The sequence below is a fragment of the Agreia sp. Leaf210 genome, assembly GCF_001421485.1.
GTDB lineage: Bacteria > Actinomycetota > Actinomycetes > Actinomycetales > Microbacteriaceae > Agreia.
The window spans coordinates 843,292-863,126 of sequence record NZ_LMKK01000002.1; the positions used below are offsets into that span (position 1 = coordinate 843,292).

Genomic DNA, 19,835 nt, shown 5'->3' on the forward strand with positions numbered 1-19,835 from the left:
TCGGCTTTCACGCCCCTTCACGTTCGCGGATTGCTTAATGAGAACAATTCTCAGCTAGAGTTCGAAGCGGCTCCTCTGCCACTTCACACTCTGATTGAGAAAGTACTTCTATGCGCTCTTTGCGTTCCCCCGGGTCGGTGATGTCTGCATCCACCTTCCTGATCGTCGGGGTCGTGTGCGCGGGCATTCTGACCGCGTGCGCCTCCTCCCCCTCCGACGCTCGACACTCCCTTCCCGACACCGCGCCCGCCTGGGCGAAATCCGCGGCGCCGAGCAGTGACACTGCAGCACCCGACGGCGTCACCTCGGCCGTCGTGCTCTTCACCGAGAACGCAGACACCGCATCCATCTCGGCCGCCCGCACGTGGCTCGTCACCGCCGGACTCGACCTCGGCGACCAGCACGACAGCGTGCGCAGCCAGTCGATCAGCGGATCCTATGACGACTTCGCCCGCGCCTTCTCGACGACCTTCGCGACCACCGACATCCATGGCCGCACGGCCGTTGTGCCCACCACCGATCTGTCGGTGCCCGCCGATCTGACGGCCATCGAGACCGTCGCCGGCCTCGTGAGCACGGATGCGATGCAGCCCACGCTCGTGGAACCGTCGGCGACATCGGCGAGCGCCACGAGCGCCGGCGCCACCCACACCGCGGTCGCCGCCGCAGCACCCGCCGCCACCGCTCCCACCGCCACGACCACCCCCATCACCAGCGACGACTGCGCCACCTACTGGGGTCAGACGCTCAGCTCGCAGTGGCCGGAGTCGGTCACGGTGGAGCACCGCTCCAACGCACTGTGCGGCTACGGCCCGCAGCAGTTGCGCGCCATCCACCAGCTACCCGACGACGCCACCGGAGCCGGAGCGACCATCGCGATCGTCGGCGTCTTCGACGACGCGACCGTCGAGGTCAACACGAACGCCTACTTCACCAAGGCCGGAGCGCAGCCCCTGCGCGACGGGCAGTACACGCACCACGCCCCGGCGAACCCGAACAACAGCCGCTGCGGCGGCCCCAGCTCGTGGACCGTCGAGCAGCACCTCGACGTGCAGGCCGTTCACGCGATGGCTCCGGATGCGAACATCGTCTACTGGGGAAGCGACACCTGCGAGGCCCAGTCGCTCTACCTGCGACTGCTCGACGCGGTCGAGAGCGGCACCTCCGAGAATGGCGCCCCCGACGTGATCTCGCTCTCGTTCGGCGCCCCTGAGGAGCTCGACACCGCCGCCGACCGCACCCTGCTCAGCCGAGTGCTCGTCGAGGGCGCCTCGCGTGGCATCTCGATCTTCGCCTCGACCGGAAACGACGGCGACTACAGCCAGGCCGGCGACCACCAAGACGGCACCGACGTGGCCTCTCCCGCCTCGAGCCCCTACGTCACCGCGGTCGGCGGCATGAGCGTCGGCCTCAACGCCGACAACACCGTGGCCGTCGAAGCGGGCTGGGAGACCCAGACGCGCTTCGCCCGCAACGGCGCCATCGTTCCGCCCGGCTTCATCTACGGCGCCGGCGGAGGAGAGTCGGCCTACTACGACCGCCCCTCGTGGCAGCGCGACAAAATCGCCCAGCCGGGAGCTAAGCGGCTGCTTCCGGATGTCGCGTCGCTGTCTGACCCGAACACCGGCTTCATCGTGAACGCGCCCTCCAACGGCGTCGTCAGCGCCGAGCCACACGGCGGCACCAGCCTCGCCACCCCGATGGTCGCCTCGATGGTCGCCATCGCCAAGGTGCGCAACGGCGTTCACGTCGGCCTCGCCACGCCCTCGCTCTACGCGCTCAGCGGTTCAGCGGCCATCACCGATGTGCAGCCCGCGTCGGCGGCAACGTGGTTCCGCCGCTCGCCGTCGACCGGAGCTCTCTGGCTCGAGACCCTCTATATGTGGGACACCAAGCCCCAATCCCTGCAGTCCGGGCCGGGCTGGGACAGAGTCACCGGACTCGGCATTCCCCGCGGCACCGCTTTTCTCGACCAGTTCGGAGCACAGAAATGATTCGACGCACCTCCCGCTCCACGCGGCTCGTGACCGCCGCGGCCCTCGCCGCCGTGCTCGCGGTCGGTTTCACGGCGACCGCCACGACGACCGCGATCGCCGCACCCGCGGCATCCGGAACCTCGACCGCGAGCGCGACACTCGTCGAGGCTGCAGCCAAGACGGCCGCACTCACGGCATCCGCCACCAAGGCCGGCCCCGCCAACAGCGCCTTCGGCGTGCAGATGCTCGACTCCGACGGAGGGACCCTGCAGGCCTCCACCCCGCTCGCCGACTGGACCTCGGGCGACACGGTCACGCAGAACGCCGCCTCCACCGGCGACCTCTACAAGCTGAACACCACGCGCACCGATGGGCTCGTCTCGCGGGCCGCGTCTGATGGGGCGCGCTCGACGATCGCGTCGGGAACGTTCCAGCTACGCGACCGCGTGCCCGTGGCATTCACCGGACTCACCTCTGAGTGCACCGCCGACGGATCGAGCACCGTGTCGTTCGACACCCTCACGGTTAACGGCGTCGACGCCCTCGACCCGGCGCGCATCGCCGCCGGCTACACCGTCGACCTGCCCGTCTCGTCGACCTGGGGTGCCACCAAGCTCTACATCGGCGAGCGCACAACGGATGCGACGGGTCGCGCTCAGACCACCGCGTTGCGCATCGAGGCCGAGGCCGGCTCGTCGGAGATCTGGCGAGTGAAGCTCGGCCAGGTCGCGTGCACCCCCGCGGCTCCGGCCACCACGCCGGCACTCGTGTCGGGCATCACCGTGACCGCTCCGAACGGAACGCCGATCGTGGCGGGAGAGCCCAGCCTCACGGCCTCGGGAACCAAGACCGACGCCACGTTCTCGGCCGCGACCCCGCCGATCACCGCGAAGGGCGTCACCGTCAGCCGCACCGACGACAGCGCCGCGAAGGTCTCGATCGACAGCTTCACGCAGGTGCCCGACACCTCGTCGGTCGGCGAGTACATGTGGTCGGCGTTCCGCGTCTACGGGCTCGCGCTCGACGTGGCCGCAGACGGCAGCTCTGTGGTGTCGTTCCCGGGCGCGAACTCGGGGCTCTTCGTGAACGGGGTCTGGATCAACACCGGAACCGACCTCTACACGGGCCTCGATGCTCAAGGCACCCCGCGCGTGACCGTGCGCTTCAACGAGCGGGTCGCCCAGCCCGACGGCAGCGTGCTCATCACGGCCGTGCACTACACCGACCTCACCAATACCTACCCGTCGGTCTCCCTCGGCACGGTTCGATGGTCGGCTCCCAGCACGGTTCCCACGCCCGACCCCGAGCCCACGCCCCAGCCCGATTCGCCGCTGCCGAGCCGCTACGCCTACGCGCTCAGCGCATCCGGCCCCTCGGTCGTGTCGCCCGTGGCTCTCGTGACACCGGATGCCGCTGCCGCGGCCGCCGCGAGCGCGAAGGCGCCGAACGCCGTGGCGAACTCCGACGTGGCGCGGCCCGACGCTGCTTCGTCGGCCGCTTCGTCTGGTGCCGCGTCTGACGCTGCCGCCCTCGGCGCCGCTCAGCTCGAGGTCGCGACCGTGACCGACGGCGTCGCCGGGCAGATCTCGGCGACCGGAGCACGCGCATCCAATGCCGCGGGCACCGCGACGGCCCAGGTCGACTCGCTCTCGCTCTACCCGGGATCGAGCCTCGAGGTGTCGCTCAGCAACATCCACGTGGCGATGACGAAGACCGGCGCGACCATGACCACCGGCGGCGGAACCGTGGCCGGCCAGACCATCGCCGCCGGCGAGATCGCGCCCAACACGGTGGTGCAACTCGCCGGAAGATCCGCGGTGATCACGCTCAATCTGCAGAAGGGCGCGGCCGACGGCTTCTCGGTGACCGGCGTCGATGTGAACGACACGCTCGGCCTGGGCGCGCGGGTGCGGGTGGCCGCGATCACGGCAGACGCTCCGGATGTTCCGACACCGGTCGATCCCGGAACCGGCCCTGGCAGCGGGTCGGGTTCGCCGGGAACCGGAACTGACCCCGGAACCGGATCTGGCTCTGGCTCCGGCTCTGGCGGCGAGCTGGGCAACGGCGCGATCGGGCAGAACGTCGTCTCACCGCAGGCGAGCTCGACCCGGCCGCTGGCCGACACGGGTATGTCGGCCGCTCCCCTCGCCCTCGCGGCTGCACTCTCCGTGCTCGCGCTGGCGACCGGGGCCGGCCTGCTGCTGCGACGACGTCGCCGACCCACCGCATCCTGATGCACGCACCGGCCGTGGTCTTCATGACCACGGCCGGTGCGCCACCGCGGGTGGCGCCGTCACGACCCACCCACTTGTCGCAAATCGACGTAAATTCGCGAAGTTAGGTCGATATGCGCCACGTCGAATCGCGATTCAGGGTCGTTCGCTGGTCGAGTGGCCCGACGCCGTCAGGGGCACGTCCACCGTGTAGGTGCCCACGGGCCACAGCGCGTCCGGCCTGACAGCCTCTCCCGCGCTCAGCACTGGAAATTCCCCTTCCATGCGCGCGCTTCGAGCGGCGCGTGCTTCTTGATGAGGTTTGTCGCGATACCGAGCAGCCAGGGCAGGGCATTAGCCGATCCGTCGAAGGCGGTCCGGCGTTCGAACGCGACGAGGAACGTCTCGCTCATCACGTCGTCGGCCACCCCCGCGTCCAACCGTCGCGCCGCGTACCGATGAACGGTGCGCGCGTGGCGATCGAATACCTCGGCGAACGCACCCGGACTCTCCCGGGAGCGCTCGATGATCTCGTTGTCGGTGCTCACAATAGGTATTGCTCGGTCGCCGGGCTTAAGTTCACGAAAAGTAGTCTCGCCGGTCAGGGCGCCGCGCCGGTCGAGGTACCCGCGGCCGCCCGCGGCCGAAGCGTATCGACACCGGGGCGCCGGCCGAGTTGCCCGAATCTGCCGCCTCCCCATCCACCGAGGCGGCAGATTCGGGCAACTGGGCGCATGGCGGGGGCTTTCTCGTGCGGCTTGTGCCTGCAAGACTGCAGGCATGAGCACCAGCGGCGACGACGAGAATTCGACCCCGAAGAGGTTTCGACGCCTCCGGTTCAATCCTCTTCGCGAGATCCTGCCGTACGTCTGCATCGTCGTAGGAATCGTGGTGGCGGCACGAAATGGGTTCACGTTTGCGGGAGACGACGGCGTTCTGGTGATCTGCAGCCTGGCCCTCGTCGCGGTCGGCGTCATCGCCATTCCCGTCAACCTGTGGATGAAGAAGCGCGACCTCTGACGGCGCGTGCCTCTGTATCGAACGGGGAAACCATGAGTGGCCAGCACGGCAAGAAGGGCAAGGCGAACACCGTCCTCGTAGCGGTCATCGCCGGTATCGCGATGGCTGCCGTTGGAGTCATCATCGCATTCGCGGTTGACGCCTTCTGGGGCGCCATGATCGGTCTCGCCGGCGCCGCAGTTGCTGGGGCGGCAGGGCGCATCCGAATCGAACGTCGCAAGAGAACGACCGAAACCGCTCACGGCCCCGGCTCGCTCATTCAACAGCGCATGAGGCTCGACCGGTCATGAAACACGGGGCTGCAGTTTCTTGCGGCGGGCGCTCCTTTCCTGGCGCTCGAGGTGATCTTGTTCATCATCAACCCGAGCCGTCCTCCCCGATGGTTCGGGATATTTCCCGCCGTCATGTTCATGACCATCGGAATTACACAAATGGTTCTGGCGGCGGGAGAAAGGCGCAGATTCGAGAACGAGTTCGGCAGGGATGCTGGCAAGCAACAGCCCGTGGGCTGCTGAAGCACACGCTAGGGCACGTACTCCGGAGAGAACCGGGCAGGTACTCAGAGCTCATCGGGACGAACGCGTCTGGCCCATCTCCCTGACGTCCGGCCGGCCAGACGCCGCGTAGGATTTTCGGGTGCCCCTCCAACCGCTGTACCTCGAGTGGCTGCACGAACCCGATGGCAGGGTTCTGCGCGCGAAGGGTGCCCACCTGAGGCAATCACGGATCACGTGGACCATGACCCTGCCGAAAGCGCTCGGCCATCTGAACGCCGCATCGATGCTCTGGTACCTCACCGTTGCGCTCATCTCGATCGACATCGCGATCGACAATCAGCACGACGGTCAGGTGCTGGGCAGCGATTGGGGCAGCCTGGCCTGGATGGTCGGAATCCTCGCCGTCTGGATCGTCATCGCCGCCCGCATCGCACGAAGAAGACGCAGTAAAACCAGCTCGCGGGCGACCGTCACGGAGTGGCGACAGAACCTCACCGCTCTCGCCAACGGCTTCGAGCCGCAGCCCTCGCAGCGGGCTACCTTCTCGTCGATGATCACCGCAGACCGCGACGCGGTGCTCGAAAACCCGCGCTTTACGGCATCCGGTCTCGAATTCGGCTCTCTCACGACCGCGCGACCGGGCAGCCCGACCTGGCACTACCTGGCGGTCACCCTGCCTGCCCCGCTGCCGCACCTCGTGCTCGACTCCACCTCGAACAACTCGTCGCGCAGCGATCTGCCCGCGGGATTCGGGTCGTTGCAACGCATCTCGCTCGAGAAGGAGTTCGACCGGGCGTTCGTGACCTATGCGCCCGTGGACAAGCGCGCCGACGCCCTCTACGTACTCTCGCCCGAGGTGATGTCCGACCTGGTCGAGTATGCCGGCGACTACAACGTCGAGATCGTCGACGACACCCTCGTGTTCTTCACGTCGGCTCCCACCGACTTCACCGACGCACAGACCTGGATCGCGGTGCAGACGCTGATCGACAGCGTCGTTCCCCGCCTCGCTCAGAGAACGCAGCGTTTCGTCGACGAGCGACTGCCCCGGCCACATCGCTCGCTTCTTCCCGCGTTCGAGTTCGCCGCAGCGGAGCCCGTCACTCAGCCCGTTGCGCCGGCCGTCACCGTCGGGGTGCTCGCCAACGCCCCGGTTCCGCTCATCGCCCGAAGCGGCCGGCGCTTCGTGCCGCAGAAGCGCAGGTGGCGCGTAAGTTCCTTGCTGCTCAACGTGGTCGCCTTCGTTGCCTACTTCGTCGCCTACTTCGTGCCGATCGTGCTGATCTTCGCAGCGGTCCTGACGATCACCGATGGGCGGCCGTAGCGGCGACATCTGCGCCGCCGCCGGCGCTTACTGCCACCGACGATCTGCACCGGCTGACTGCCCATCAGCTGTCAGCGCAGGGGTTTGATCATTTCCAGGGTGCGACCCTCGGCGAATCCGAGAGGACGTGTTCGACCGGTTGGCGCGAAGCCGTGACGGTCGTAGAAACGGCGCGCAGGAGTGCCGTGCTCGTAAACGTAGAGCCGCAGAGAGTCGCCACGACCCGCTGCCCAGGTGAGGATCTCGTGGAGTAGGGCGTCTGCAACGCCATAAGAGCGTCCGCGGAAGTCGGGAGACACGTAAACCCCCGTCAGGACTGGGTCGAGACCATCCTCGTCTGAGCTCTGGGCGCTCATTATCCCGATCCAACGCTCGGTGCCGTTTTGGATTGCAACCATGCTGGCGGCGTCGTCGGACTGTCCTCGTCGTGCCCGAGCGCGCCAGTCGTCCTCCGCCAGGCCCAGCGTCGTCTCGAGAGTGGCGCCGAACGAGATCGGGTTGTCGGTCGCGTTTTCGATGCGGAGGTCACGAAGATGCTGCCAGTCGTCCTCGCTCGTCGGGCGAACGAAGAACGGAGCGGCTGTCACGCAACTACGGTAACGGCCCGAAAGGTACCAAGCCAGCACCAACATCTTTCGGGCATTGATTATGAAACGGTATGCGGGAGGCCTGGACGCGTCCGGCTGAGCACAGGTGCGGTAGCCTTACCGCAGAGGGAAAAATCCCGTCAGGCTCCGGCCGGCGGAAACGCACAAGCGTCTCATGGGAGTCGCCACTTCTTCATCGAAGGAGTGCGCCCATGTACGAACCCACAATCTCCCCAGCCACAGTGGCCCCACCGCAGCGTCTCCGCCACGCGTGGATTCCGCTGGCCGGCCTCTCTGCGGTGTTCCTGTTCGAGATGCTCGATAACTCCGTCTTGAACGTGGCGCTTCCGACCATCGGGCGCGAGCTGACCGCGTCGACCGCGTCGCTGCAATGGGTCTCTGGGGCGTACTCCGTCGCGTTCGGCGGCCTCATGCTGCTGTTTGGCGCGGTCGCAGACCGTGTCGGTCGGCGCCGGGTGATGCTCGTCGGCCTGGCGCTGCTCGCGGTCGTGAGCATCCTGACCCTGTTCGTCACCTCGGTGGAGCAGCTGATCGCCGTGCGGGCCCTGATGGGGGTCGCCGCGGCGATGACGACGCCGGGATCGATGGCGTTGGCGTTCCGCCTGTTCGACGATGACGATCTACGAGTGCGCGCCCTGACGGTCATCTCGACCGCGGGGCTGGTCGGCTTGGCCGTCGGGCCCACTATCGGCGGGTTTGTGCTCGCCGTGGCACCGTGGCAAGTGCTCATCGTCGCCAACGCGCCCATCGCGGTGATCGCCTTCCTCGGGATCCGAGCCGGGATCGCCGCCGATCGTCGAACCGACCTCCACCGCGATCCCGTCGACGTGATCGGTGCCATCCTGGGCACGGCGACCGTCGTCGGCGTCCTCCTCACACCGACCCTGTTCGTCGCCGGCACCGATGTCGCTCTGGCCTGGGGTGCAGCGGCGGCCACCGTGGCCGCAGTGGTCGGCTTCGTCGCCCGAGAGCGCACCGCGCGCCACCCGATGCTGGAGCTTCGTCTCGTCGCACAGCCGCTGGTCGCCAGCGGCCTGGCCTACAAAGCGGCGGCCGGGCTCGCGATGGCCGGGTTGTCGTACATGGTGACGCTGCAGTTGCAGTTCGCCTGGGGTTGGCCACCGGCCCTCGCCGCCGTCGGCACGCTGCCGCAGGTCGTGGTGCTCCTCGCAAGCGGCCGCTTCGTCGGTCCGTTCGTGAAACGGGTGGGCCTCGATCGAGCGGCCTGGATGAGCGCTGCCGCCGTGGTCGCCGGTCTCGCCGTGTTCGCGCTCCTCGGCCGACTCGGCTACCCCTGGGTGCTGGTCGCCCTCGTGCTCGTCGCCGCCGGGATGCGGGTGGTCGGAGTCGTCGCCGGAAACAACGTGCTGCGCGGCCTTCCTGGGGATCGCACCTCCATCGGGGCGGCTATGGTCGACACGGCCAGCGAGATCGCGACCGCTGTCGGGATCGCCGCGACCGGCACGATCCTCGCCGCTCTCGTCGGCAGCAGCATCGCGACAATGACCTTCAGCCCGGATCAGCTCGCGTCATTCCAGCAGGCGATCCTCATCGCGGGCCTGACCATCACCGCCCTCGCGGCCGCGCTCGTCTGCATCGGTATCCACCGTTCGCGCCGCACCCCCGCCCAGCCCACCACCCAGGAGCCTTCCTATGTCTGACCTCATGCCCCGCCCTCCGTTCGATCCTGAGCTCGCCACATTCCTCACCGCCCTCGAGGCACGCGGGCCGTTCACGCTAACCACCGAGATGCTGCCCCGGATGCGCGGACTCGACATCACCGAAGAAGCGCTCGATGAGCGGCTGCGGTCTCGCGGGTACGAGCGGCGCACGATCACAGCGCCTGGGCACCTCGGGGATCCGATCACCCTCGCGGTCATCCAGCGGATCGGCAGAACCGGAGCCACGAGCGCGGTGTACACGATCCACGGCGGCGGAATGATGTTCGGCCACTACCTCGGCAACCTCGATTCATACGACGACTGGCTACTGAACGACCATGACGTCGTGCTCATCAGCGTCGACTACCGCCTCGCCCCCGAGTACCCCGACCCTTACCCGGTCGAGGACTGCTACGCCGGGCTCGTCTGGGTGCACGCCCACGTCCACGAGCTCGGCATCGACCCCGAGCGCATCGTGATCGCCGGGCAGAGTGCCGGCGCCGGGCTCGCCGCCGGCACCGCCCTGCTCGCTCGCGACCGAAGAGGGCCGGCGCTCCTAGCGCAGATCCTGGTGTCACCCATGCTCGACGATCGCGACTCCACCGTTTCGACGAGACAGATCGATGGCATCGGGGTCGCTGATCGGCAGATGACCCGCTTCGGCTGGGACGCCTACCTCGGCTCCCGCCGAGCCGGCGAAGACATTTCTATCTATGCAGCACCGGCGCGAGCGACCGACCTCTCCGGGCTCCCACGCACCTATATCGACTGCGGAAGTGCGGAGGTCTTCCGCGACGAGACAGTCACTTATGCCAGCGGCTTGTGGGCTGCCGGCGGTGACGCGGAGCTGCACGTGTGGCCGGGAGCATTCCATGGCTTCACGAGCATGATGCCGACCGCCGCCATCTCTGTGAGCGCAACCGCAGCGCTGGCCGACTGGACCCGGCGACTTCTCGGTTCAGGTGCCCGCTGAGGGGCCCCAAAGGGGCGAGTGGGGCGGGAGCCACTGCCTCGGCATCAGTGCCCGGGCTTCTGTTCTCTGTCCGGGTCATAGTCCTTGAAACCTTCGACGACCCGGAACTGTGGAAGTTCGACCTGGAGGTCACGCACCAAGCTTTCGCCCTCGGCAATCCACTGCCTGCCGACTGCGGCATCTGGCCACCGAATGTCCGAGACGGGATCGAGCACTGACTGCCAGATTCGATTCCAACTTCTCAGGCGCAGGCGAAGTGCATCCGAGACCGGAATATTAGCGAGTAGCTGCCTCGGCCCCCACGCGGGCAAGAGTCGCAGGACGTTAGTGCGATCTTCATTGCCGTCTTTTAGGGTGCCCACGAATCCAACCGTAATGAGGTCGCGATTCATTCGCTCAGCTCCCGAGCGTCGAGCGCCCGTTGAGGGATCGGTTACGGAGCACTTACCCCCACTTGGACGCTACGCGCGCGGGAACCAGGAACGCCCGCGACGCAAAGCAACCCGCAGTCGGCCGACGGGCTCTGACGACCCGGCGCTACCCACGTCTTGAAACGAGCCCATCCCTCCTCGATACAGCCCCAAAGCCTGTGCTGACGCCCGGCGAAGTGCCTGCTGATCCTCAATGCCTGCAAACAGCTGCTCGAGCCAATCCGAGGCTTGGTCCCGTGGTCCGTCCTCTTCCGACCGCGCTACGACGCGAAGCTCGGCTATTGCGGAGATGATTTCACGCCTGACCTCATCGACGGTGCTTCGCCTCACGCTCACCCCGACGAGTTTACGAGCAGCGCACAGAGCGCGCTGGGCGATCGGAATCACCAGCGTTGCACCCTGACGACAACCCACATTGAAATGATCTTTCTGTAGCTGATTACTGAGACGATCGAGGGGTGAGCGAGGAGACGAAGACCCCGTGGGCCAATCCTGAGCCGCCGGTCCATCACGCGATCGCGCTGTGGGCGGCGAGCTGCGCAGAGCGCGCCCTGCCGATCTTCGAAAAACAGCGACCAGGTGATGATCGCCCGCGCGCAGCGATCGAAGCAGTGCGCGCGTGGGAGCGCGGCGAGCTTCCGATGACGGCGTGCCGCACGGCTGCATTCGCAGCTCACGCGGCCGCTCGGGATGCGACCACAGCAGGGGCGCCGGCAGCCGTCGCCGCCGCTCGTGCCGCCGGCCAGGCGTGCGCTGTGGCACACATGTTCGACCACTCGCCGCACGCTGCGACATATGCTGCGAAAGCCGTTGGCCTCGACGGGGGCGGCACCGTCGATCAAGAAGCCGAGCGAGTCTGGCAATGGGAGAGCCTCGCTCCTGAACTGCGTCCTATCGGGTTTCCTGACGGCCAGATTGTGGGCGATGCCCGGGCCCTCCCCGCCATCGGGGCGCCTGCCGCTCGCGCGCTGGCCGACGCAGGGGTGCGGAATCTCGACGACCTGGAGAGCGCCGATCTCGCCTTTCTGGCGACTCTTCATGGGGTGGGGCCAAAGGCGATCGCACTCTTGAGGGCTGCGTTAGAGAAGTAGGCAGCGTCCGAAGGACGCTCGGGAGGCTTGCTACAGATGCCATGTACTGCGCACTCCAGAACGAGCCACAATACCTGCATGACCAAGAATGCGAACGCGCTGAAGAAGCTGATGTCGGCCCTTGAGAAGCACTCCCGCGTGGCCAACGCAGACAAGAGCTCGATGAAGCAGGTCGAGCGCGCTACGACACGCGTGCGAGAAGCGGCCAGTCTCTATTTGTCGTCGCTACCCGCCAAGAAGGCGATGCCCAACCCGTTCCTCGACGTGCTGGATGATCGTCTTGACGAAGACACCAGGGCAACGCTGGCCGCTGAATGGAACGAAGCTGTTCAGAAGATTCAGGAGAAGTCGAAGAAGTAGAGCGACTGCGAATCGCGTGCGGCGCTTCGGTCGATCAGCGTTCTCTGTCGTCCCACACGAACAGGCGAGCTGCGAGCAGCGACATCGCCACCGTGCACCCTGCCATCATCAGCCACAGGATCGGCACCGGCAGCACGGTCGCCGACCCGACGAGGTCCGCGCTCGCTGCCTGCACGAACCACGATGACGGAAGCCATTGGAGGATCACCTCGATCCAGTCGGGAAGTATCTGCTTCGGGAATACGTCGCCCGAGGCGAACATGACCACGATGGGCACGATCACGGCGATGCTGTTGATGAATTCGGTATTGCGAGAGCGGGATGCCAGCAGGTACGCGAACGAGAAGAACATCGCGAGACCGAGCACGAACGAGACGAGCAAGCTCAGCACTCCACCGAAGTCCAGGTACCCCATGACGATCGACACCACGACGACGACGGCTGCCACGATGAGGCCTGCTGCGGCTCGCACGGGGGTTTGTGCCGCTATGAACGTCAGCTTTCGCAGCGGGGTGGTTCCGAGCAGCCGCAGCGTCCCGCGCTCGCGCATGGCGACGAGCGGAACCGCCGTGCCCATGAACGTGATGGCCATGAATCCCAGAGCCGCGATCGTGGCGAGGTTCGCTCGAACGAGATCGGATTGCACGAAGCCGGTGTCGTCGACGACCGAGATCTTCGAAGAGCTGACGCCGGCTCCCTCGAGCGCGTCCACGATCCCGAACCAGTACGGCGGATCCGCCGTATCGACGACGACCATCGCGGATTCACCCTGAACGGTGACGGTCGCGTTAGACCCCGCGGTGGCGAGCGCGATGCCGGCGTCATCGAATGCAGCCTCGACCGAGGAGACGGAGCTTGCGTCGCCCGAGACGCTGACCACGGGCGCCGGCCGTCCCGCCACGTTGACGGCCTGGTTGATCCCGACGATGAGCAGGAACAGAAAGCCGACCATGAACAAGATCGAGAAGGAACCCTTCTTGTTCCGCACGAGTTCCTTGGCGCTGGCCGAACTCAACTCGACGAAGGCCGATCGTGGCGTGTCGCTCTGAACCGTGCTCATGCCCGTCCTCCTGCGCTATGTCCGTCGAGGGCATGAATCGTGCCGTCTCCGGTGAGTTCCAAGTAGACGTCTTCAAGCGTGCGGAGCTGCACGTGGAAGCCGCGGGCTCGTAGCGTCGGACTGAACGTGAGCTTGCGAACGACGTCGTCTGGATCGCTGGTGCGGACGACGACGCGGGTGCCCGACCCGGTCAGGTCGACGCTGACCTCGCTCGTTCCCAGGTGGTGCCGAAGGGATGCGAGATCGACGGCCTCGTCGATGACGAACGACACCGTCGCCCCGCCGATACGATCCCGCATCAGCTCGTCCGGCGTGCCGACGGCACGCAGTCGACCCCCGGCCAGAATCCCGACGCGGTCGCACAGTTCTGTCGCCTCCTGCATATCGTGCGTCGACAGCAGCACGGTTATGCCGCGGTCGCGTGTGCTTCTGATGAGGTCATGGAGGGAGCGTTTGGCCTGAGGGTCGAGGCCCGCCGATGGCTCGTCCAGAACGACGAGCTTCGGCCGCCCGATCAGGGCCGTACCGATGAGGAGGCGGCGCATCTGCCCACCAGAGAGATTCCCGGCTCTCGTGTCGCGCTGCTCTTGCAGGCCGAGCCGTCCGATCAGCGCACCCACATCATCCGGCGAGGAGTGGAACGACGCGTACAGGCCCAAGGTCTCGGCGACCGTCAGTGTTTCGAAGAGGCTAGCCGCCTGCGGTTGCACCGACATGTAGGGGGTGATGGCGGCACGATCTTTGGTCGGATCGGCGCCGAACACGCGCACCGTTCCGCTGTCGACCGCCCGGAGACCGGCAATGCTCTCCAGCAGAGTCGACTTACCCGCGCCATTCGGGCCGAGCAGCCCGAAGATCTCGCGGGAGTCGACACGCAGCGACACGTCGTCGAGCACCACTTTCTTGCCATAGCGCTTGACGATCGAGTCGACGATCACCGGCCAGATGCGGATCGTTTGTTGCATCGTTACCTCTCACGCAGCACGGTGCTGTTCCCGATAGCTCAGACGCTACGGGCGTCGAACAGCACGGCGCCTCCCTCGTGAGAGGGAGATTCCCCACGGCGAGGGATGAGATCGCCGGCGCACGTGGTGCACGGAGCGGCCCGGCACATCAGCTCCGAGGCGCGCCCTTGCGTTGCTCCCTCACGGCGAACACGAACAGGGCCGCAGCCAGTGCAAAGAACGCGGCGCCCAGGGCCCACTGGTTGAGCAGTGCCATCGCAACGCCCGCGATGAGAAAACCCACCGCGCCGATGTACCAAAGAATCGTCGTCATGTTTCATCCCTTCGAAGCGGCGTCGTTACCAGGGGACAGTGTTGCAGCGGGCCTTCGGCAAGTCAGCCCCTTGTCACGAGAAAGTGATCTCGATACGGCTGCTCGTTCCTGGCACGGCCCCTCGATCCGCACAAGCGCTCAGCCCAGCGGCACCGGCTCCACGGCCACCCCGAAGTTGTCTTTAAACACGGCGTCTGGGTCGACCTGTGCCTTGATCGCCCTGAGCCGGGCCAGCGTGGCCGGCGGGAACGCCTGCGCCACGATCTGCTCGCCCGTTCTGCTCTCGAAGCTCAGGTACAGGCCATCGAAGTGCGAGGCCAAGGAATCCCACAGCTGCTCGAAGCGCGCGCTACGACCGACCGAGGTGATCGAGAAGTTGGCCGATCTGTGGGCGTACGCCGTCGCATCCGGAGCCACGTCGTTGATCGCGCCACCCACCGGGCGGATCTGGAACCACGGCGCCGAACCCGACGTCGCCAGCGCGGCCGCGGCCCGCGCGGTCGGCGCATCCAGGTGCTCGACCAGCCCCGAGCGGAACGACGGCTCGCCCTGGCCGTTGTGCGCGACATCCGAGGCGTTCGCCATAACCGCGGCATACGGAAGCAGCTGCACCTGCTGGCCGACCAACGGAGCGAGCTCCGCGAACGGCTGCAGGCGCGCGATGATCGTGTCGGGGTCAGAGGAGTTCACCACTCCGTACATCTGTGCGGTCGCGGGCTCGGCCGGGCGACCGCCGCTCAAGATGAGGAACAGCGTGGTGTCGCGCGGCGACTCCTCTTGAAGGCGACCGAAGTCTTCGAGGAACTGCGCCGCGTCGTCGACCTGGAACGCGAGCTGCGCCCATCCGACGTCGCCCACCTCATCGGCCACGAAGTCGAACGACACCACGATGCCCACATTCGCTCCGGCGCCGCGCACCGCCCAGAACAGCTCGGGGTTCTCGGTCGCCGAAGCGTGCGCCAGCGTTCCGTCGGCCAGCAGCACATCCGCGGCCACCATGTGGTCGATGGTCAGCCCGTGATCACGGCCGAGAAAGCCCACGCCGCCGGCCGTCGCGAGTCCGCCAACACCGACTCCGCCGTAGTCTCCGCTCGAGAGTGCCAGGCCGAAGGGCTGCAGGGCGGCCGCCACGTCCATCCAACGCGCACCCGGGCCGACGCGCACGAGCCTCTTCTCGGGGTCGACGACCTCGATCTCGTTCAGCTTCTTGAGGTCGATCACGATGCCGCCGTCGTTAGTGCTGCGGCCGCTGATTCCGTGGCCTCCGCTGCGCACACCGAGCGGCAGCGACGGGTGCTTTCGCGCGAACGCCAGGGCGTCGCGCACCTCATCGACGGAGCGCGGGCGCAGCACGAGGCCTGGCGCACCGCCGCGCATATAAGTCGAGCGCACGCTCGCGTACGCCGTGTCGCCCGGCTCGATCGCACTCTCGCGCAGCGAGTCGGGCAGCTCGTCGTAGGCGATGCCCTCGCGCCGCAGCGCGATCGCGCGGGCCGGCCGGATGCTGTCGGTCGCGACGATCCCGCTCGTCGCCCTCGCGTCGGCGACGGCGTCGTGCAGCTGCGGCATCGTCTCTTCGGCGAAGCGCTGCAGCACCGCGGGGTCGTCGCCCATCACGATGAACGTAGCGATGCCATCGTCGAGCGCCATGCCCGCGAGCTGGTCGAGGCTCTCGGTGCCCGTGATGTTGAGCAGGCGCCGGATCTCTGCGGGATTGCGCCCCACCTCGGCCGCCGCGTCATCGATGCGGGCGTTGCCCGATTGCAGATCGCCCGGCTTGAGGTAGGGCAGGCTCGGCAGCCATCCATCGCCCTTCTCGCCGGTGAGCCGCAGCATGCGCGGCCTGTACGCGCCCACCCAGATCGGAATGTCGTGCGCCGGGGCGGGCCCCCGCTTGGCTCCGTTGACGGGGTAGTACTCGCCACCCTTGAGCACGGCGCGCTCGCCCGCCGCCCACGTGCCGCGCATGATGTCGACGGCCTCGCTGAGGGCATCCACGGCCTGACCCGGGGTCAGGCGTCGCCCACCCATCGCCTCGATCGCGTCCCAGAACCCGCCGGCGCCGAGGCCGAGGTTGAAGCGCCCGCCGCTGAGCAGGTCGAGCGACGCGGCCGCGCGGGCCGTGACCGGCGCTGGCCGCAAAGGTAGGTTCAACACGTTAGGCGAGATCTGGATGCGCGTGGTCGCCGCCGCGACGTACGACATCAGGGTCCAGGTGTCGAGAAACGACGCCTGGTAGGGGTGGTCTTGAAAGGTGACGAGGTCGTAGCCGAGCGTCTCGGAGAGCTGCGCGAGCTGGACCGCACCCTGGGGCTGTGCCGCGGTGGGTGTGACGAAGGTGCCGAAACGGAGGGTGTGTCCGTAATCCATGGGTCAGTTCTTCTCTGCGGGAGCTGCGTCTTGGTGCGCGGCGGCGGGGCGCTCTTCGGCCGGGCGTTCTTCGGCGGTGCGCTCTTCGGCGGGGCGCTCGAGGTTGCTGGCGGCCCACTGGCCGAGCTGTTCGAGCAGGGGCAGGAGCTGCTCCCCCTGCGACGTGAGCGTGTAGGTGACGGCAATCGGGGGCCCGGCGTCGACGCTGCGGGTGAGGAGGTTGACCTCGGCCAGCCCGGTGAGGCGGTCGGAGAGCATGGCGTCGCTGATGCCCGGAACACCGCGCTTGAGCGCCGCGAACGAGAGTGGTCCGTTGCCGAGCGTGGAGAGCAGCATGCCGTTCCATCGCTTGCCTAGAATGCTGAACGCCAGGCTCACGGCAGCGTCGCACGTGTGCAGATCATGGGTGGAGGCGGCAGGCTTCGGGGTCATGCGCCTCACAGTACGCCGCTAGCTATTGAATAGCAACTCTGAAATATAGAGCGACGTGCGGGGCGGAGCTCAGCCATTCGTCGCCACATGCTCCCTCCAACGTGATGAGAGCATTGGGCGACAATGGATGCGCTTGTTGACGCGAAGGAGACACATGAACGACGTCAGCGAGGCATACTCAGCCCGGGCGGCCGAGTACATCGAGGCGCTCGGAGTCGTCGAGGCCATGCACCCCTCAGACGCAGCGCTCATCGCCAGCTGGGGCGCCCAGGTCGACGGCCCGGCGCTCGACATCGGATGCGGCCCCGGCCACTGGACCGCCTTCCTCGCCGAGCGCGGCCTCGACATTCGCGGCGTCGACCTCACGCCCGCGTTCATCGAGCACGCTCGCGCCACTTACCCCGAGCTGCGATTCGCGACGGGAAGCGTCGAGGCGCTCGACGCATCCGACGCCTCACTCGGCGGCGTGCTGGCCTGGTACTCACTGATTCACCACACGCCGGATGCGATCGGCCCGGCCCTCGACGAGATCGCGCGTGCCCTGCGGCCCGGCGGGCTCCTGCTGATGGGGTTCTTCGAGGGCGCGGTGGTCGAGCCCTTCGACCACGCCGTGACGACGGCCTATCGCTGGCCGGTGGCCGAACTCGGCGAGCGGCTGCGCGCATCCGGATTCGAGGTGATCGAGACGCACACTCGCACCTCGCCGAACACCCGACCGCACGCCGCCATCGTCGCGCGACGCCGCGAGGTGTGAGATATCGCCCTGCGCGAGCTGAATGAAGGGCAATAGCTCACACCTCGGCCGTCACGCCTCGAGCAGCTGCCGCACCGTCTGCGGCTCACGCCCGAGCAGGGTCGCGAGCAGCGGGTCGGTTCCGGCGAAGAATCCCGCGGCAGCAGCCTGGTACATGCCGAGCATGAAGCGAGCCACGAACTCCGGCTGACCGGCCGCACCCTGGGCCGCGATCCAGGCATCGTCGCCGAGCACGCGCAGGCGCACGTCGCGACCGATCGCATCCGATGCCATGGCCGCGATGTCCGCGAACGTGGGCGCGGCACTCGCGGTGAGCGTGACGGCACCGTCGTAACCGCCGTTCGACGCGATGATCACGGCGGCGGCCTCGGCGGAATCCTCGCGTGCCGTCCACGACATCGGTCCATCGGCAGGCACGGCGATCACACCGGACTCCCGCCAGTCGCCGAGGCTCCAGTTGAGGCTGTGCGCGTAGAAGCCGTTGCGCAGTGAGGTCCAGGCGATTCCGGATGCGGCCAGTAGCTGCTCGGTGGCGGCGTGGTCACGGCCGGGTCCGAAAGGCGTGGCGGGCGCCGCCCCCTGGTGGCTCGTGTAGAGGATGCGCCCGACGCCGACCCGCACGGCGGCCTCGATGGCGGCCCGGTGCAGACTGACGGCGTCTGCCTTCTGGTCGCTCGACGAAACGAGCAGCAGCTGGTCTGCTCCGTCGAACGCTGCCGGCAGCGAGTCCGCATCCGCATAGTCGGCTCGGCGCACCTCGATGCCGATGTCGGCGAAGCGCTGGGCTTTCGCGGTGTCGCGCGCTGCCACGACGAGGTCGCTCGCAGGGACGCGCTCGAGGAGGTGGTCGACGGTGGCGCCATTGAGGGCTCCGGTTGCTCCGGTGATGATGATCATGAGAAGGCCTTTCGCGTAGTCGATCTTGTGTTATCGATGGAATCGCTTAAACAGTAGCACCGGAAACATTCTGTGGTAACACTCGACTGTTATCGTCGTTACGTGGAGAAATCGACTCGACCAGCCGGGCAGGCCGACACGCGCGCCCGGATCATCGCCGCCGCTGCAGGCCTCCTCCAGAACGGCGGACCGACTGCTGTCACAACGCGAGCCGTGGCAGAGGGAGCCGGCGTGCAGGCTCCGGCGATCTATCGCATCTTCGGCGACAAAGACGGTCTTCTCGAGGCCGTGGCCGAACACGTGATGAGCGAGCTCGTCTCAGCGAAGGCTGCAACCGTGCAGTCCGCGGCAGAGAACGACATCGACCCGCTCGACGATCTGCGCGCCGGGTGGCAGAACCAGATCGACTTCGGCCTGGCCAATCCAGTGCTGTTCCGCCTACTGAGCGACCCGTCCCGCGCCGAGAGCTCCCCCGCCGCGCAGTCCGGGCTGCGCATTCTCGAGGCTCGCGTACACCGCATCGCCGCCGCCGGCCGTCTTCGCGTGACCGAGAACCGGGCCGTCGGCATCATTCAAGCTGCGGGCACGGGCGCCATCCTCACGATGTTGGCGACACCCCCGGAGCAGCGCGACAGCGCACTGCCCGACGCGATGTACGACGCCGCACTGTATCAGATCCTCACGGATGCGACGGGGCCGGTCACCGACGATGCCCTCACGACGACCGTGGCCTTCCGCGCCGTCGCCCCGCAGCTCGAGTCTCTGACCGCCGGTGAGCGCCGACTTCTGATGGAGTGGCTCGACCGAGCGGTCGCCCGCTGAGGGCGCTTTCAGCAAGCTGGCACTCGCCGGAAACATGAACGACCACCGCGAAACCTGAATTTAACAAC

General features: G+C 67.2%; 20 protein-coding genes. 11 read left to right on the plus strand and 9 right to left on the minus strand.

The window, feature by feature from the left end; all coding sequences use genetic code 11:
* The first annotated feature begins 110 nt into the window (after positions 1 to 110).
* Positions 111 to 1,994, plus strand: a complete 1,884-nt coding sequence (locus ASE64_RS09945) for a S53 family peptidase (protein WP_235480563.1) — start codon at positions 111 to 113, stop codon at positions 1,992 to 1,994.
* Entirely contained in the window at positions 1,991 to 4,210 is a 2,220-nt protein-coding gene (locus tag ASE64_RS09950) for an LPXTG cell wall anchor domain-containing protein (protein WP_055779447.1), read from the plus strand. The genes ASE64_RS09945 and ASE64_RS09950 overlap by 4 nt, the downstream gene beginning before the upstream one ends.
* Before the next feature lie 239 nt (positions 4,211 to 4,449).
* On the opposite strand, the gene ASE64_RS17650 is transcribed toward ASE64_RS09950, so the two are convergent.
* Positions 4,450 to 4,737, minus strand: a complete 288-nt coding sequence (locus tag ASE64_RS17650; RefSeq protein ID WP_055779450.1) for an RNA polymerase sigma factor — start codon at positions 4,735 to 4,737, stop codon at positions 4,450 to 4,452.
* A gap of 232 nt (positions 4,738 to 4,969) precedes the next feature.
* Here ASE64_RS17650 and ASE64_RS17440 point away from each other — a divergent pair, with 232 nt between their 5' ends.
* The 3 genes from ASE64_RS17440 to ASE64_RS09970 all read left to right on the plus strand — a co-directional run bounded on the left by ASE64_RS17440 (position 4,970) and on the right by ASE64_RS09970 (position 7,030).
* Positions 4,970 to 5,209, plus strand: a complete 240-nt coding sequence (locus ASE64_RS17440) for a hypothetical protein (RefSeq protein WP_055779453.1) — start codon at positions 4,970 to 4,972, stop codon at positions 5,207 to 5,209.
* A 32-nt stretch (positions 5,210 to 5,241) separates the two neighbouring features.
* Positions 5,242 to 5,499: a hypothetical protein gene (locus ASE64_RS09965; RefSeq protein WP_055779456.1), complete on the plus strand. Its 258-nt coding sequence runs from the start codon at positions 5,242 to 5,244 to the stop codon at positions 5,497 to 5,499.
* Between the two features lie 346 nt (positions 5,500 to 5,845).
* Positions 5,846 to 7,030: a hypothetical protein gene (locus tag ASE64_RS09970; protein WP_055779458.1), complete on the plus strand. Its 1,185-nt coding sequence runs from the start codon at positions 5,846 to 5,848 to the stop codon at positions 7,028 to 7,030.
* Positions 7,031 to 7,101: 71 nt separating this feature from the next.
* Here the strand turns inward: ASE64_RS09970 and ASE64_RS09975 are convergent, their stop codons facing one another.
* Positions 7,102 to 7,617 carry a GNAT family N-acetyltransferase gene (locus ASE64_RS09975; RefSeq protein ID WP_162234559.1) on the minus strand — a complete coding sequence of 172 codons (516 nt, stop codon included), beginning with the start codon at positions 7,615 to 7,617 and terminating at the stop codon, positions 7,102 to 7,104.
* 212 nt (positions 7,618 to 7,829) lie between these two features.
* On the opposite strand from ASE64_RS09975, the gene ASE64_RS09980 reads away from it, so the two are divergent.
* Entirely contained in the window at positions 7,830 to 9,299 is a 1,470-nt protein-coding gene (locus ASE64_RS09980) for an MFS transporter (RefSeq protein ID WP_055779464.1), read from the plus strand.
* Positions 9,292 to 10,272: an alpha/beta hydrolase gene (locus ASE64_RS09985; protein WP_055779467.1), complete on the plus strand. Its 981-nt coding sequence runs from the start codon at positions 9,292 to 9,294 to the stop codon at positions 10,270 to 10,272. Before ASE64_RS09980 ends, ASE64_RS09985 begins: the two co-directional genes overlap by 8 nt.
* Before the next feature lie 461 nt (positions 10,273 to 10,733).
* On the opposite strand, the gene ASE64_RS17945 is transcribed toward ASE64_RS09985, so the two are convergent.
* Positions 10,734 to 11,369, minus strand: a complete 636-nt coding sequence (locus ASE64_RS17945) for a DUF6966 domain-containing protein (RefSeq protein ID WP_442853831.1) — start codon at positions 11,367 to 11,369, stop codon at positions 10,734 to 10,736.
* On the opposite strand from ASE64_RS17945, the gene ASE64_RS17950 reads away from it, so the two are divergent.
* Both ASE64_RS17950 and ASE64_RS10000 read left to right on the plus strand, forming a co-directional pair.
* Complete coding sequence (locus tag ASE64_RS17950) at positions 11,261 to 11,794, plus strand: putative immunity protein (RefSeq protein ID WP_442853832.1); 534 nt, start codon at positions 11,261 to 11,263, stop codon at positions 11,792 to 11,794. The genes ASE64_RS17945 and ASE64_RS17950 overlap by 109 nt on opposite strands.
* A gap of 78 nt (positions 11,795 to 11,872) precedes the next feature.
* The gene (locus ASE64_RS10000) at positions 11,873 to 12,154 is read left to right on the plus strand and encodes a hypothetical protein (RefSeq protein ID WP_055779472.1); all 282 of its coding nucleotides are present in this window, start codon (positions 11,873 to 11,875) and stop codon (positions 12,152 to 12,154) included.
* A 34-nt stretch (positions 12,155 to 12,188) separates the two neighbouring features.
* Here the strand turns inward: ASE64_RS10000 and ASE64_RS10005 are convergent, their stop codons facing one another.
* The 5 genes from ASE64_RS10005 to ASE64_RS10020 form a co-directional block, all read right to left on the minus strand.
* Complete coding sequence (locus tag ASE64_RS10005) at positions 12,189 to 13,214, minus strand: ABC transporter permease (protein ID WP_055779475.1); 1,026 nt, start codon at positions 13,212 to 13,214, stop codon at positions 12,189 to 12,191.
* Positions 13,211 to 14,179: an ABC transporter ATP-binding protein gene (locus ASE64_RS10010; RefSeq protein WP_082466083.1), complete on the minus strand. Its 969-nt coding sequence runs from the start codon at positions 14,177 to 14,179 to the stop codon at positions 13,211 to 13,213. Before ASE64_RS10010 ends, ASE64_RS10005 begins: the two co-directional genes overlap by 4 nt.
* A 148-nt stretch (positions 14,180 to 14,327) precedes the next feature.
* Entirely contained in the window at positions 14,328 to 14,492 is a 165-nt protein-coding gene (locus tag ASE64_RS17450; protein WP_156351762.1) for a hypothetical protein, read from the minus strand.
* A gap of 138 nt (positions 14,493 to 14,630) precedes the next feature.
* Positions 14,631 to 16,862 carry an LLM class flavin-dependent oxidoreductase gene (locus tag ASE64_RS10015; RefSeq protein ID WP_055779480.1) on the minus strand — a complete coding sequence of 744 codons (2,232 nt, stop codon included), beginning with the start codon at positions 16,860 to 16,862 and terminating at the stop codon, positions 14,631 to 14,633.
* A gap of 3 nt (positions 16,863 to 16,865) precedes the next feature.
* A complete protein-coding gene (locus ASE64_RS10020; RefSeq protein WP_055779482.1) occupies positions 16,866 to 17,294 on the minus strand; it encodes a winged helix-turn-helix transcriptional regulator in 429 nt (142 codons plus the stop codon).
* Positions 17,295 to 17,448: 154 nt separating this feature from the next.
* Here ASE64_RS10020 and ASE64_RS10025 point away from each other — a divergent pair, with 154 nt between their 5' ends.
* The gene (locus ASE64_RS10025; protein ID WP_156351764.1) at positions 17,449 to 18,048 is read left to right on the plus strand and encodes a class I SAM-dependent methyltransferase; all 600 of its coding nucleotides are present in this window, start codon (positions 17,449 to 17,451) and stop codon (positions 18,046 to 18,048) included.
* 51 nt (positions 18,049 to 18,099) lie between these two features.
* Here the strand turns inward: ASE64_RS10025 and ASE64_RS10030 are convergent, their stop codons facing one another.
* Positions 18,100 to 18,945 carry an SDR family oxidoreductase gene (locus tag ASE64_RS10030; RefSeq protein WP_055779485.1) on the minus strand — a complete coding sequence of 282 codons (846 nt, stop codon included), beginning with the start codon at positions 18,943 to 18,945 and terminating at the stop codon, positions 18,100 to 18,102.
* Positions 18,946 to 19,047: 102 nt separating this feature from the next.
* Here ASE64_RS10030 and ASE64_RS10035 point away from each other — a divergent pair, with 102 nt between their 5' ends.
* Positions 19,048 to 19,767 (plus strand): TetR/AcrR family transcriptional regulator, encoded by a 720-nt coding sequence (locus ASE64_RS10035; protein WP_055779487.1) that lies wholly within the window; start codon positions 19,048 to 19,050, stop codon positions 19,765 to 19,767.
* Positions 19,768 to 19,835: the final 68 nt, after the last annotated feature.

Excerpts from the sequence above, each read along its gene's own strand:
- ASE64_RS09945 (WP_235480563.1), top strand. The coding sequence starts at position 111 with ATGCGCTCTTTGCGTTCCCCCGGGTCGGTGATGTCTGCATCCACCTTC.
- ASE64_RS09950 (WP_055779447.1), top strand. The coding sequence starts at position 1,991 with ATGATTCGACGCACCTCCCGCTCCACGCGGCTCGTGACCGCCGCGGCC.
- ASE64_RS17440 (WP_055779453.1), top strand. The coding sequence starts at position 4,970 with ATGAGCACCAGCGGCGACGACGAGAATTCGACCCCGAAGAGGTTTCGA.
- ASE64_RS09965 (WP_055779456.1), top strand. The coding sequence starts at position 5,242 with ATGAGTGGCCAGCACGGCAAGAAGGGCAAGGCGAACACCGTCCTCGTA.
- ASE64_RS09980 (WP_055779464.1), top strand. The coding sequence starts at position 7,830 with ATGTACGAACCCACAATCTCCCCAGCCACAGTGGCCCCACCGCAGCGT.
- ASE64_RS09985 (WP_055779467.1), top strand. The coding sequence starts at position 9,292 with ATGTCTGACCTCATGCCCCGCCCTCCGTTCGATCCTGAGCTCGCCACA.
- ASE64_RS17945 (WP_442853831.1), bottom strand. The coding sequence starts at position 11,369 with ATGCAGCCGTGCGGCACGCCGTCATCGGAAGCTCGCCGCGCTCCCACG.
- ASE64_RS10000 (WP_055779472.1), top strand. The coding sequence starts at position 11,873 with ATGACCAAGAATGCGAACGCGCTGAAGAAGCTGATGTCGGCCCTTGAG.
- ASE64_RS10005 (WP_055779475.1), bottom strand. The coding sequence starts at position 13,214 with ATGAGCACGGTTCAGAGCGACACGCCACGATCGGCCTTCGTCGAGTTG.
- ASE64_RS10010 (WP_082466083.1), bottom strand. The coding sequence starts at position 14,179 with ATGCAACAAACGATCCGCATCTGGCCGGTGATCGTCGACTCGATCGTC.
- ASE64_RS17450 (WP_156351762.1), bottom strand. The coding sequence starts at position 14,492 with ATGACGACGATTCTTTGGTACATCGGCGCGGTGGGTTTTCTCATCGCG.
- ASE64_RS10015 (WP_055779480.1), bottom strand. The coding sequence starts at position 16,862 with ATGGATTACGGACACACCCTCCGTTTCGGCACCTTCGTCACACCCACC.
- ASE64_RS10020 (WP_055779482.1), bottom strand. The coding sequence starts at position 17,294 with ATGACCCCGAAGCCTGCCGCCTCCACCCATGATCTGCACACGTGCGAC.
- ASE64_RS10025 (WP_156351764.1), top strand. The coding sequence starts at position 17,449 with ATGAACGACGTCAGCGAGGCATACTCAGCCCGGGCGGCCGAGTACATC.
- ASE64_RS10030 (WP_055779485.1), bottom strand. The coding sequence starts at position 18,945 with ATGATCATCATCACCGGAGCAACCGGAGCCCTCAATGGCGCCACCGTC.